The organism is Agromyces binzhouensis, assembly GCF_042672355.1.
GTDB classification, from domain to species: Bacteria; Actinomycetota; Actinomycetes; order Actinomycetales; family Microbacteriaceae; genus Agromyces; species Agromyces binzhouensis.
The window spans coordinates 1-12,633 of sequence record NZ_JBHXVJ010000007.1 but is presented as its reverse complement, the minus strand read 5'-3'; the positions used below and the strand labels follow the sequence as shown (position 1 = coordinate 12,633).

The following is a 12,633-nucleotide window of genomic DNA, read 5'->3' as shown; positions in this document are numbered from 1 at the left end:
CGGCGCCGTCCGATCGCTCATCGCGCGTCGTACTCGGCGCGGAGGTACTTCGGCGCCTGCACGCGCCAGGCCTCGGTCACCAGTTCGGCGAGGTGGGCCGGGTCGATGGCGGCGAGGCGGAACGCGACCTTCGGCTCACCCCAGCTCGTGGTCGTGCGGAGGAACACGTCGGGCGCCATCTGGACCAGGGCGAGGGCGTCGACGCGATCGGCGACCTTCACCCCCACGACGGGCTCGGCCGCGATGATCGCGCGCATGTCGGCGGGGATGCTGGGCCACGGATGGCACTCCCACGCGAACAGCTTCCGGCGGACGAACCAGGCCGCGCCGCCCGTCGTCGCGCGCTCCTCGCTTCCGGGCAGCTCGGCGGCGGTGCGGCGGAGGTCGTCGATGGTGGCCACGCTCCGAGGGTACGGCGCCGCACCGTCAGCCGGCCGGGGCGGTCACACGAGCGACGCGGTCACGCCGCCGGAGCCGTGGCGACGGCCGGACCGCCGGTGGCGCCGGGTACGTCGATCCCGTACGCCAGGATGTGCACCGGCGTGCCGTCGGGGCGCTCGAACGTGAACTCGCGGTCCTCGAGCCGCTCGAAGCCCATCCGCTCGTAGAGACGTCGGGCCGGCCGCATCTGCTCGCCCGTGTTGAGCACGACGCGACGGATGCCGCGACTGGCAGCGAGCGCCATGACGTGCCGCACGACCACTTCGCCGACGCCGCGGCCGCGCGCGTCGGCAGAGACACCGAGGAACCTGAAGTCGAGCTCGTCCTCGTGTCGTGCGACGGCGGACATGCGCCGCCCGGGGCGCGGCGTGGTCACGGTGCCGAGCAGCGCCCCGGTGCCGGCGTCGACCGCGACCCAGACCTCGTGTTCGCGGGCGCGCTCGCCGACGGCCTCGATCTCGTCGAGGTAGGCCTCGGTGAGCTCGTAGTCGCCTGCGTACGCATCGCGGACCAGTCGTCCGACTCGCGGAGCCTCGTGGTCGCGCATGCGGCGCACGACCAGCCCGTCGGCGGTCGAGGCGGGCGGGCGGAACGTCGGGATGGCGTCGGTCGTGGGCATCCGCACCAGCCTACGCGTGGCCGCCTGAGCCCCGACCGAGCGGCGGCGGGACGCACGAACGGCCGGGGTCCATCGATCCCCGGCCGTCCGCGACGGCAGCCCGGCGTCAGCCCGTGAGTCCGACCTGCCACTCGATGAGGTCGCCGATCTTCGCGACGAGCACGTCGTCCTGCAGGCCGTGCGCCTTTCCGTGCGCCTGGCGGAGGATCGCAACGGCGGCCTCGTGGTCGCCGGAGTCAGCGGCGACCTCTGCCTCGGCGAGGTACTCGCCCACGCCGCTGCCGAGCATCTCGGCGCGCATCGATCCGTCCGCGAGCCCGTCGAGCACTCCCCCGACCTCGCCGAACGTCACGCAGTCGCCGCCGCCCTCGACGACGCCCGCGGTCCATTCGATGCCGCCGAGGATGTGGCTGAGGAAGAGCGGGTCGGACCAGGCCGCATCCACGTGCCCCGCGCCCTCGTACCAGGAGCGGCCGCCCTCGAAGTTGTGGCACCACGCGATCGGGTGGTCGGCGCCCATCCTGCCGAAGCCCGGGTTGTACGTCGACTCGTCGAGCGTGATCAGCACGTGCACGTCGTCGCGCGGGTTGGTCGTGAAGTTGTACCACTCGTCGTAGCGCACCCACTCCGCGGGCAGCATCTCGGTCGAGGGGTGGGTCGGGCTCTCGACCCGCATGGTCGCGGTCTGCTGGGCCGGGTGGTTGCGGAAGCGGGCGCTTCCGCCGGTCAGTTCGCTGTACCAGGGCACGGTGTGCATGGAGTCGGTCGCGGCGTGGAGTCCGACGTAGCCGCCACCGGCGCGGATGTAGCCCTGGAAGGCCGCGAGCTCGGTGTCGTTCAGCAGCCGCGGCCGATTCGGGTCGAGGTTGTTCGTCGCATCCACCGGGGAGGCGAAGATGATCGTCGCGTACTTCGAGAGGTCCTCCGCCGTGGTGAACGGCGAGCTGGGGAGGGTCAGCGCGGGCTGGCCCGGCGAGTTGCCCTGCGGCGGGTCCCAGACGTCGACCTCGAAGCCGTGCTCCGCGCCGAGGGCGATGATCGCGTTGGTGGTGTCGTCGATGTGCGAGTGACGGAAGCCGAGCGTCTCGCCGACGACGAGCACCTCGTAGTCGTCGTCCGCTTGGGCGGGGGCCGCGGCGATGCCGAGGCCGAGGGTCAGGCCGACGGCGCAGAGCCCTGTGACGGCGAGCTTGGCAGGTTGGTTCATGGGTCGTTCTCCCCTTCGAGTGGACCGTTTCCGAGATCGCCTGAGGCCGTGAATATGTTGCGTCAGGCGACATATTGCGGGTCCGACACTATGCGCCGCCGGTCGCAGATGTCAATGCCTTTCGTCGATACCTGTGCATTCGCACTGCATCTTTTGTCGGTGCCGGGTTCAAAAGTGCCTAGGGGCTCGGCAACGGTGCATTCCGACGGCCACGGGCGAGGGCGACGCACGATTCTTCGAATCCACGGCGAATGCCTGCGCGTGCTGCGACGTAGCCTTGAGGGGTGACAGCGTTCGTCTCAGCCCTCGACCTGTTCTCGATCGGCGTCGGCCCCTCGAGTTCCCACACGGTCGGACCCATGCGGGCCGCCCGCGTCTTCGCCGAGGGACTCGCCGAGGACGGGCGCCTCGAACGCGTGCGCCGCATCACCTGCTCCCTCTACGGTTCGCTCGGAGCGACGGGACTCGGGCACGGCACGCCCGACGCCGTGGTCGCCGGCCTCGGCGGCCTCGCCCCCCACGACTGCGACCCCGACGACGTCCGCAGCGCATGGGCCCGGCTCGGCGACGGCGCCGAGGTCCTGCTCGCAGGTCGCCACGGCGTGCGGATGTCCCAGTCCGACGTCAGCCTCGAGCCCCGCACGCGGCTCCCCGGACACCCGAACGCGCTCACCCTGCAGGCATGGGGCGACGACGACGCTCTGCCCATCGCCGAGGAGACGTACTACTCGGTCGGCGGCGGCTTCATCCGCCGCGACGGCGACGCGCCCGAGCAGGCCGAGGCGCTGCGGCATCCGCTGCCCTACTCGACCGCGGCGGAGCTGCTCGCGCTCTGCGACGAGCACAGCGTGAGCCTCTGCGACGTCGCCTGGCGGAACGAGGTCGCCGTGCACGGCGAGGAGGGCATCGTCGCCGGCCTCGATGCGATCTGGGACGCCATGGCCGAGTGCGTGGCGAACGGTCTCGCCACCGAGGGCACGCTCCCCGGCGGGCTTCGCGTGAAGCGCCGCGCGCCCGAGGTGCGTCGCCGGCTCGAGGAGTACGACCGCGACGAGCACGTCCGCGACACGTCGACGGAGTGGCTGCACGCCTTCGCACTCGCCGTCAACGAGGAGAACGCCTCGGGCGGCCGCGTCGTGACCGCGCCGACGAACGGAGCGGCCGGGATCATCCCCGCGGTCGGCCACTACTACCTGAAGTACGTGCCCGGCGCCGACCGCGAGGGCATCCGCCGCTACCTGCTGACCGCGTCCGCGATCGCGAGCCTGGTGAAGAAGAACGCCTCGATCTCGGGGGCGGAGGGCGGATGCCAGGCGGAGGTCGGCTCGGCCTGCGCGATGGCGGCCGGCGGGCTCTGCGCCGTGCTCGGCGGCACGCCGCAGCAGATCGAGAACGCGGCGGAGATCGCCATGGAGCACCACCTCGGACTCACCTGCGACCCCGTCGCGGGGCTCGTCCAGGTGCCGTGCATCGAACGGAACGCGATCGCCGCGTCGACCGCAGTGTCGGCCGCGCGCCTCGCCCTGCACGGCGACGGCACGCACATCGTCTCGCTCGACACCGTGATCGAGACCATGCGCCAGACCGGGATCGACATGATGTCGAAGTACAAGGAGACGAGCGAGGGCGGCCTCGCCGTGAACGTCATCGAGTGCTGATCGGGGTCGTGTCCCCCGGATGGGTCGCTTACGGGGTGCCCCGCGATTCTGGGAAGGTAGCCGGGTGGACCCGAACATCGACCCCGGCCTGCTGATGGGCCAGAGCGTCGCCGTGCTCGTCATCGGCTCGCTCATCTACCTCGCCTTCATCGCCCTGAGCATCTGGATCGGCTATCTCATCATCAAGGCGGCGGTGCGCAACGGCCTTCGCGAGCACACGCTCTGGCTGGAACAGCGGCGCGGCCCGCTGCGCTGATCGGGCGCGCAGCCCTGCCCGGCCGGCCGGCCGCACGCGCGAGGCCGACACGTCGCGCGACGCCCGTGTCCCCCTAACAGGCGCATTCGACGACCGGTGCTCCGGTCGCCACGTTGGTCAGCGTGTCGACTGCGCGCCGTTCGCGCACCCCGTCCCGCTCGACCTCGAACCCCTCGCGCACCCAGTACTCGAATCCGCCGAGCATCTCCTTCACGGGGTGCCCGAGGCTCGCGAACGCGAGCGCCGCACGGGTCGCGCCGTTGCATCCGGGGCCCCAGCAGTAGACGACGACCGGCGTCCCCGACGCGAACCGGGTCGGCGCGACCTCCGCGATGCGACGGCCGGGCACGTGTACCGCGCCGGGTATGCGACCCGCAGCCCACGCGGCCTCGCTGCGCGTGTCGACCAGCACGAAGCCCGGGTCGGGGGCGCCGAGCGCCGCCGAGACGTCGGACACGTCGGTCTCGAAGCCGAGTCGCGCACGGAAGTGGCGCACGGCGTCCTCGGGCGTGGCGACGTCGGCGAAGATCCCGACGGCGGATGCCGCGGCAGCGGCGGGCACGGGGGCGGTCGTGTTCGTCATGCTCCGATGCTCCCACCGGCCGCGTCGGGCGCCGGGCGCGAATCCGGCCCGAGTTGCGCGACATCCCGCCAGATCCGACGGGCTCGGGTGGCCGGAGCGCGGCCGGCGTCTCCGGCGGGCGGCATCACGCGCCGCGGAAGTAGGCTCCGATCGCCGCACCGAGCGCGGCCAGGTCCTCGACGTGCGCGAGTTCCCGTGCCGAGTGCATCGAGAGCAGCGGCGGGCCGACGTCGACGGTGCGGATCCCCAGGCGGGTCGCCGTGAGCGGCCCGATGGTCGAGCCGCAGGGGATCGCGTTGTTCGACACGAACTCCTGCGTGGGCACGCCGGCTGCGACGCACGCCGCAGCCCAGAGCGCCGACCCGGCGGCATCCGTCGCGTAGCGCTGGTTCGCGTTCAGCTTCAGCAGCGGCCCGCCGCCGAGCACCGGACGGTTCACGGGATCGTGGCGCTCCGGGTAGTTCGGGTGCACGGCGTGACCGGCGTCGCTTGACACGTGCCACGATGCGGCGAACGCGCGGCGGCGGTCCTCGACGCCGGCGCCGAGGCCGGCGCCGATACGGGCCAGGACGTCCGCGAGGAAGGGGCCGCTCGCACCCGACCTCGACTCGGATCCGAGCTCCTCGTGGTCGAAGGCGGCGAGCACGCTGATGTGGCCGGCGTCGTCGGGCGCGCCGAGGATCGCGGTGAGTCCCGCGTGCACCGACGTGAGGTTGTCCATGCGTCCGGAGGCGAGGAACACGTCTCCGCGACCGAATCGGGCGGGCGCCGCCGCGTCGGCGACGAGCACGTCGTGCCCGACCACCTCCTCGGGATCGACCCCGGCGATCGCGGCGAGGTGGGCGACGACGTCGGTCGGTTCGCCGCTCGTCTCCACACCCCAGATCGGCTGCACGTGGCGCTGCTTGTCGAGCGTGAGCCCGTCGGCGTTGACCCCGCGGTCCAGGTGCACGGCGAGCTGCGGGATGCGCAGCAGCGGACCCGTCTCGACGAGGTGGGTCGCGCCGTCGCGAGTGGCGAGGCGGCCGGCGAGTCGCAGCTCGCGGTCGAGCCAGGAGTTCAGCAGCGGGCCGCCGTAGACCTCGACGTTCGCCTGGGAGAGTCCGGCGGCCGCGCTCGAGGGGTTCGGCTTGAGCTTGAACGACGGCGAGTCGGTGTGCGCGCCGAGGATCCGGAACGGGGTCGTCGCCTGCGCGCCCTCGGGCTCCACCCAGGCGATCACGGCTCCGTCGCGGACGACCACCCGACGCCCCGGACCGCTCGGCCAGGCGTCGCGCTCGTCGAGGCGCTCGAAGCCGGCCTCCTCGAGGCGGCGGGCCACCTCCTCGGCCGCGTGGTACGACGACGGCGATGCCGTCACGAACCCGGTGAAGTCCTCGATGTACGCGTCGACGTCAGGGGTGCCCATCCCTCCATCTTCGCAAACCTCGACGGATGCCCCGGACCGCGGCCGCGGACGACGACGACAGCGACACTGACGGCGACGCTCAGGCGAACCGGATGGCCGCCTGCAGCCGCGCGCGGATCTCCATGACGTCCGCACCGCCGAGGACGGGCGACCCGGGGATGCCCTCGCGGATCGCGCTCGCGAGTCGCGACCGGCGCACGAGCGCGACCGCTGCGCCCCGCACCGATCCCCCGACCTCGAGCGGTGCGCTCGCGTACTCGTCGGGCACGACCACCACGAGCGCGGTCGGCTTCACGCGCGCCGCACGCGTGACCGACTTCGCGCGCGCCGCGAGCAACCGGATGGGCCGCTCCCCCGCGAGCGCCTCGCCGATGAGCTCGCCGCGCTTGAACGCGACCGGTCCGCCCCAGTCCTCTGACTGGATCGCGATGAGCCCGGTCGGGCCCAACACCAGGTGGTCGAGCTTGGGCGGGAAGCCGGGGCCCGCGGCATCCGTCGCGATGTCGTGCCACACCGTGTACGCGATGCCGAGCGTCGCGAGCGAACGCGCGGTCTCCTCCTCGGCGAGCGCGTCGGCGAGCACGTGGCGGATGTCCCGCGGCGCCGAGCGCACGAGCGAGGCGTCGTAGGGGTCGTCGACGGTCACGCCACGGCCCGCCCACTCCCGGATGAGGTCGAGGTAGCGCTCGCGCGTCCACCCGCCCGGGTGCCCGTAGGCGCGCGCCATCGGCCGCGAGTCGCGGCGGGGGCGGGGCGCCGACGGCGCCCACGCCTCGTGCTGGGGCTCCGCCATTCCGCCGCCGGACCCGCGATCGAACGCCGCGCGCGCCTCCGGGGTGCCGACGAGTTCCCAGGCGCGTTGCACGGCGTGGAACCGCGTGGCATCGCCGCCCGTGTCGGGGTGCGCGTGGCGCAGCGCTCGACGGTACGCGAGGCGCAGCGCCGCGGCATCCGCATCGGAGGCGACGCCGAGCACCTCGTAGGGCGAATCGGACAGTGGGGAGTCGGGCATGGGCTCGCTTTCGGTGGCAGCCACGAGGATACCGCCGCCATCGGGGATCTCGCCGTGCGCCGCCTCCGAGGCCGCCTCAGTCGACGACGGGCCGCAGCATCCCGCCCGCGACGAGCTCGCGCGTCGCGGGCGCGAGCTCGTCCCACAGTTCGCCGCGGTCGACCTCGAGCAGGTCGGCGATCGCGTCGACGAGCACGCCGAGCGGCAGTTCGCCGTCGGCCGCCCCGACGAGCGCCGCGAGGCCCGTGCCCGCATCGACGACCCGCCCGAAGCCGCCGCCCTGTCGCAGCAGGATCACGGTCGGCTGCTCGGCGCCCGGCCAGTGGTGGCGCTCCTCGGTCACGTCCCCGGCGACCGCGAGGCGCAGCGCGCGGAGGGCGCCGTCGTCGAGCGCCCCGACGAGGTCGGCTGCCGCGAGGCACGCCTCGAGGTGGGCGGCGAGCCCGCCCGAGACGTCGCCGAGCGGTCCGTGCAGCCGTTCGGCGCGCCCGAGGGCCGGCGCGCGTCCGTCGGCCGGCCTGCGCAGCAGGACGTAGCCGAAGCCGACGGACTCGACCGCGCGAGCCGCGAAGTCCTCGAGCCACGCGCCGTGCAGCGCCTCGAACTCGGGCGTGCCCGGCCGCGTCCCGCCGTCGCGGATCCACGTCACGGCGTACTCGCTGGGATCCTGGCGCTCGCGCTCGACGATCCAGTACTCGAGTCCCGCCTCGGCAGCCCACCCGGCGACGCGTTCGAGCCCGTCGGCGAGGTCGTCGCCGGCGCGACGGTACTCCCAGTTCCCGAGCAGCTGCGCGATCCCGCCGGGTGCGAGGTGGCCGGCGGCGCCTCCGACGACCGCTTCGACGATGGCGTCGCCCACCAGCCCGCCGTCGCGGTAGTCGTACGCCGGGACCCCGTCGCGGCGAGGCGTGATCACGAAGGGCGGGTTCGACACGATGCGATCCACCTGCTCGCCGCCGAGCGGTTCGTAGAGGCTGCCGAGCCGGAAGTCGATGCCGTCGATGCCGTTGAGCGCGGCGTTCAGCCGCGCGAAGCGCAGCGCCCGCGCCGAGATGTCGCTCGCGATGACGCGGTCGCTGAAGCGCGACGCGTGCATCGCCTGGATCCCGCACCCCGTGCCCAGGTCGAACGCGGTCGCGGTCGGCCGCTGCAGCAGGAGGCCGCTCAGCGTCATCGACGCGCCGCCCACGCCGAGCACGTACTCCTCGGGCAGTGCGCCACCGGTCGTCATCTCCCCGGGGTCCGATGCGATCCACCACTCCCCGCTCCCGGCGGCGTCGGTGAACGCGTAGGGACGCAGGTCCATGACCGGCACCGCCTGGTCGCCCTCGAGGCGCACCATGCCGAGCGCCTCGGCCCGGGCGGCGCCGAGGCCCGGCAGTGCTGCGGCGAGGTCGACGGATGCCACGGGCACGCCGAGCAGGAAGCACCGCACGAGCGTCGCCAGCGAGCGCTCGTCGGCCCCGACGTGCGCGAGCGCGCGCAGGGCGGGGACGCGGTGGCCACGGCGGAGCGCCGCGCCGGGATGGGTGGACGTCTCGGCGGCACCGCGCTCCCAGAGCGATTCGATCGCTGCGACCGTGTAGCCCGCGGCGTCGAGGTCGCCCGCGAGCGCCTTCGCCGCCTCGTCGTCGTGCGTGTGGTCGGGGTGGCCCGCGGGTGTGCTCACGCTGGTATTCAACCAGTCGCGATCGGGCGTCCGTCGGAGCCGCCCGACCTCCGGCGAGCTCGCCGGGCGGACGTGTTCACCTTGCGGTCGCCCACGCGTCGTCGCCGCGTCCTCCGCTCGCCGCCTGCGCGTCACCGCGCGTCCACGCGGCGCAGGGGCGTGTAACCCGCACGACACACGCGCCAAGTACCGTCGGTTACCATCGGACGAGCGAGGGGAGGTCGCACATGGCAGAGCCGACCACGCTCGAGCGCCTGCGACAGGACGCGCGAGACGAACTCTCCGCACTCATCGAACTGCGGTGCCGTCTCGGGGAGGACCCGTGGGCGTTCCTGCCCGAGCTGCCCTCGGTCGACGAGCAGGTCGTCGCGACGCTCCGCGAGGAGCGCCTGCACTCGGAGCGGTGGAGCCCCGCGCGTGCGCGCGCCTACCACCCGACCGCCCGGCGCGGCGCCGTCGAGCGCTTCGAGTACGAGATCCTCCGCGACATCGCGATCGACCACCCCGAGCTGAGCACCGCGGTGTGGAGCATGCTCGGCCGCGTGCCGACCAACTGGTGAGGTCCGCCGGGGAAGTCCGCCCCGGTTCGTGGCAGGTCAGGACGCGGCCGGTGCGTCCGCTGCATCCGCCCGTCGCTGCACGCGCATCCACGTGACGAAGCCGATGAGCGTGAACACGCCGTAGAAGAGGTACAGCAGCGCCGATGCATAGAACCCGGCGCTCACGAGCAGCGGAACGCCGACGATGTCGACCGCGACCCAGATCAGCCAGAACTCGGTCCATCCGCGCGCCATGCCCCAGGTCGCGAGCAGCGACCCGACGAAGATCCACGCGTCGGCCCAGACCGGCTCGAACGACCCGAGCGCGCGGAAGATCGGGGTGAGCGCGAGCGTCCCGCCGACGAGCAGCACGGCGAGGAGCACGCGTTCCCGGCCCGTCGCCCAGCGCGGCCTCACGGCCGGCGCTGACGCGTCACCGTGCCGGTTGCGCGACCACTGGATCCAGCCGTAGATCGAGACGATGATGAACATGACCTGACGCGCCGCCTGTCCCAGCAGGTTCACCGGGTTCGGCGTGCCGAACACGGCCCCGAGGAACACGGTGAACAGCAGGGCGTTCCCGATGATGCCGACCGGCCACGCCCACACCCTGCGGCGGAGGCCGCCGAGCGCCGACGCCAGGCCGAACGCGTTCCCGACGATCTCACGCCAGAGGATGACCTGGTCGCCGATCACCAGCTGCGCGTCGAACAGCCACGCGATCGGGTTCACGGCGCGACCGCCGCGCCGTCGGGCGACGCCGAGCGGTCGCGTCGCACCCGCCGCACGAGTGCGGCGACGGCCCGCCATCCGAGCAGGAACGCGGCCAGCGTCAGCGTGGCGACGATGACGAACGCGAACGCCGCACCCGACCCCGTCACGACGCGCAGCAGCATGCCGACGAGCACCGCGGCCAGCCACGCGGCGATGCCGGTCGGCCGTACGGCGAGCGGATGGCGCCACCCGCGCACCACGAGCCATCCGATCGCCAGGCCAAGCAGGAACGGCCACGCCGTCTCCCATACGCCGACCGCGTCGACGACCTCGCGATGGGTGCCTCGGCCGATCGCGGCGAACGCGACCACGAGGACGACGTCGACCGCGCCGGCGACGACCGCCGTGACGGCGGGACTGGAGGCGGGGGCGGGCATGCGACCATCGTAGGTCGCCCGGCACCCCTAGTCGGTGGCGAGCCGCCGGAGCCCGCCGGCGGTCGTCACGGGCAGCGCGCACACGAACGACCGGCATCGGTAGGCCGCGGCGCGGCCGTCCCGCAGCGTCCGCCCGGCGAACAGCTCGAATCCGGCCTCCGCGAGTGCATCGGCCTGCGCCTCGGTGACGACGGCCGTGACGGATGCCTCCTGCCGGCGCGCCTCGTCGACCAGTTCGGCCGCGGGGCGGACCTGTCCGACCGACGTGGCGCGCACGTCCTCGGGGACGATCACGACGAGCTGCAGGAGCGGCGCCGCGAGCCGAGCCATCACGCCGAGCGCCCCGCCGAACGCGATCGGCCGCGTCGGCGCGATGCCGGCGACCACGCGCATGGCCGCCTCGGCCAGGTCCCGGTATCGCTCTCCCGCGCCGATCGCGGCGAGGCGCCATGCCGCATCGGCGCAGGCGGTGAGCCCCGACGGCGTCGCCCCCTCCGCGGGGTCGTCGGCGAAGCCGAGTCCGCGAGCGGCGAGCACGGGGTCGCCGCCACCGGGTGCGGCGAACGGCGGGTGCGCCTGCTCCTCGCCATCCTCGGCCGACGCCGCGCTTCGACTCGACGGGGCGGCCGCCGTCTCGGCCGCGGCGTCGACCAGCCCACGGGCCGCGACGGCGTAGCGCGCCTCGCCCGTCGCCACGGCGAGCCGCACGAGTCCTCCGGCGAGCATCCCGGTGTCCTCGAGGGTGGCGGGCGCACTCGATGCGCGACCGTCGAGGGACGCGCGCACAAGCATTCCGTCCCCGCGCACGTGGTCGACGAGGAGCCGGTCCGCGGCGCGTCGTGCGGTCGAGATCGCCGCGGCGTCGCCGAACACCTGGCCGGCGCGCGCGAGCGCACCGATCGCGAGCCCGTTCCACCCGGTGAGGAGCTTCGCGTCGAGCGCCGGAGGTTCGAGGGGTGCCCGGCCCGCGGCATCCCGCCGGTAGTAGCCGCCCTCGTCGCGGCGACCGTCGATGGTGCTCTCGGAGTCCTGGGCCGCGGCGAAGCCGCCGTCGGGCAGCTGCATCCGGTCCGTGAGGAACGCGACGACGCCCGATGCGAGGGCCTCGAGGAACACCGGGCGGTCGTCCCCCGTGGAGAGCTCTGCGGCGACCTCGAGGAGCAGGGCGTTGTCGGTGAGCATGCGCTCGTAGTGCGGCTCGCTCCAGTCTTCGCGCGTCGCGTAGCGGAAGAACCCGCCCTCCACGGGGTCGCGGAGCGGCGACGCGCCCATCTTGCGCAACGTGCGGATCGCGAGCGCTCGTCCCGTTCCACCGGCCGCGGCGAGGAAGCCGAGGACGGGTGCGACGGGGAACTTCGGCGCCGATCCGAATCCGCCGTGCACGGCGTCCTCGTCGTCGGCGAGTTCCCGCACCGCGTCCTCGAGGGCCGCCCGGTCGGGCAACCCGGCGTCGGTCCGGGCGACGGATGCCGCGGCGATCGCCGCCCCGACGGCCTCGGCGGTGTGGTCCAGGTCGTCGCGGCGTTCGCGCCACGCCTCGCCGACGGCCTCGAGCACGTCGCGGAACGACGGGATCCCCTGCTGCGCGCGCGGCGGGAAGTACGTGCCGGCGTAGAACGCCCGGCCGTCGGGGCGGGCGAAGATCGTGAGCGGCCAGCCGAGTTGCCGGGTGAAGGCGGATGCCGCGGCCAGGTAGCTCGCGTCGACCTCGGGATGCTCCTCCCGATCGACCTTGATCGCCACGAAGCCGTCGTCGAGCAGCTCGGCGATCGACGGGTCGCTGAAGCTCTCGCGAGCCATCACGTGGCACCAGTGGCACGTGGCGTAGCCGATGGACACCAGGACCGGGACGTCGCGGCGTCGGGCATCGGCGAAGGCCTCCTCGCCCCACGGATACCAGTCGACGGGGTTGTCGGCATGTGCGCGAAGGTAGGGACTCACGGCGTCGGCCAGTCGATTCGCCATCGATCCAGCGTATGCCCGCGCCCGCCGGGCTGGGTGTTAAATGCAGAAGAGCCACCCTGTTCGGGGTGGCTCTTCTGGAATGTGTGTCCGGCGGTGTCCTACTCTCCCACAGGGTCGCCCCTGCA

General features: G+C 73.4%; 13 protein-coding genes. 3 read left to right on the top strand and 10 right to left on the bottom strand.

The annotated features are described in order from the left end of the window. Positions 1-17: 17 nt before the first annotated feature. The 3 genes from ACFVHK_RS12865 to ACFVHK_RS12855 form a co-directional block, all read right to left on the bottom strand. Positions 18-401 (bottom strand): MmcQ/YjbR family DNA-binding protein, encoded by a 384-nt coding sequence (locus tag ACFVHK_RS12865; protein ID WP_376929141.1) that lies wholly within the window; start codon positions 399-401, stop codon positions 18-20. Between the two features lie 59 nt (positions 402-460). After that, positions 461-1,060, bottom strand: coding sequence for a GNAT family N-acetyltransferase (locus ACFVHK_RS12860; RefSeq protein ID WP_376929140.1), 600 nt, complete (start codon positions 1,058-1,060; stop codon positions 461-463). A 106-nt stretch (positions 1,061-1,166) separates the two neighbouring features. Next, a complete protein-coding gene (locus ACFVHK_RS12855) occupies positions 1,167-2,267 on the bottom strand; it encodes a ThuA domain-containing protein (RefSeq protein WP_376929139.1) in 1,101 nt (366 codons plus the stop codon). A gap of 284 nt (positions 2,268-2,551) precedes the next feature. Between ACFVHK_RS12855 and ACFVHK_RS12850 the strand changes: the two genes are divergently transcribed. Then, positions 2,552-3,925 (top strand): L-serine ammonia-lyase, encoded by a 1,374-nt coding sequence (locus ACFVHK_RS12850; RefSeq protein ID WP_376929138.1) that lies wholly within the window; start codon positions 2,552-2,554, stop codon positions 3,923-3,925. A 64-nt stretch (positions 3,926-3,989) separates the two neighbouring features. Further along, on the top strand, positions 3,990-4,181 hold the full coding sequence (locus tag ACFVHK_RS12845) for a hypothetical protein (protein WP_376929137.1): 192 nt from the start codon (positions 3,990-3,992) through the stop codon (positions 4,179-4,181). 73 nt (positions 4,182-4,254) lie between these two features. On the opposite strand, the gene ACFVHK_RS12840 is transcribed toward ACFVHK_RS12845, so the two are convergent. The 4 genes from ACFVHK_RS12840 to ACFVHK_RS12825 form a co-directional block, all read right to left on the bottom strand. Further along, positions 4,255-4,764 (bottom strand): rhodanese-like domain-containing protein, encoded by a 510-nt coding sequence (locus ACFVHK_RS12840; protein ID WP_376929136.1) that lies wholly within the window; start codon positions 4,762-4,764, stop codon positions 4,255-4,257. Between the two features lie 124 nt (positions 4,765-4,888). Then, a complete protein-coding gene (locus tag ACFVHK_RS12835; protein ID WP_376929135.1) occupies positions 4,889-6,172 on the bottom strand; it encodes a M18 family aminopeptidase in 1,284 nt (427 codons plus the stop codon). Positions 6,173-6,251: 79 nt separating this feature from the next. Next, positions 6,252-7,208, bottom strand: coding sequence for a DnaJ domain-containing protein (locus ACFVHK_RS12830; RefSeq protein ID WP_449224251.1), 957 nt, complete (start codon positions 7,206-7,208; stop codon positions 6,252-6,254). Positions 7,209-7,260: 52 nt separating this feature from the next. Beyond that, positions 7,261-8,853: a DUF7059 domain-containing protein gene (locus tag ACFVHK_RS12825; protein ID WP_376929134.1), complete on the bottom strand. Its 1,593-nt coding sequence runs from the start codon at positions 8,851-8,853 to the stop codon at positions 7,261-7,263. A gap of 227 nt (positions 8,854-9,080) precedes the next feature. On the opposite strand from ACFVHK_RS12825, the gene ACFVHK_RS12820 reads away from it, so the two are divergent. Continuing rightward, positions 9,081-9,413 carry a hypothetical protein gene (locus ACFVHK_RS12820; protein ID WP_376929133.1) on the top strand — a complete coding sequence of 111 codons (333 nt, stop codon included), beginning with the start codon at positions 9,081-9,083 and terminating at the stop codon, positions 9,411-9,413. A gap of 36 nt (positions 9,414-9,449) precedes the next feature. Here ACFVHK_RS12820 and pnuC read toward each other — a convergent pair whose 3' ends face one another. Genes pnuC through ACFVHK_RS12805 form a run of 3 tightly spaced genes read right to left on the bottom strand, consistent with a single transcriptional unit; the run spans position 9,450 to position 12,508 of the window. Then, complete coding sequence (gene pnuC, locus ACFVHK_RS12815; RefSeq protein WP_376929132.1) at positions 9,450-10,124, bottom strand: nicotinamide riboside transporter PnuC; 675 nt, start codon at positions 10,122-10,124, stop codon at positions 9,450-9,452. Next, the gene (locus ACFVHK_RS12810) at positions 10,121-10,543 is read right to left on the bottom strand and encodes a DUF3054 domain-containing protein (RefSeq protein ID WP_376929131.1); all 423 of its coding nucleotides are present in this window, start codon (positions 10,541-10,543) and stop codon (positions 10,121-10,123) included. Before ACFVHK_RS12810 ends, pnuC begins: the two co-directional genes overlap by 4 nt. Before the next feature lie 27 nt (positions 10,544-10,570). Continuing rightward, on the bottom strand, positions 10,571-12,508 hold the full coding sequence (locus ACFVHK_RS12805; RefSeq protein ID WP_376929130.1) for a thioredoxin domain-containing protein: 1,938 nt from the start codon (positions 12,506-12,508) through the stop codon (positions 10,571-10,573). Positions 12,509-12,633: the final 125 nt, after the last annotated feature.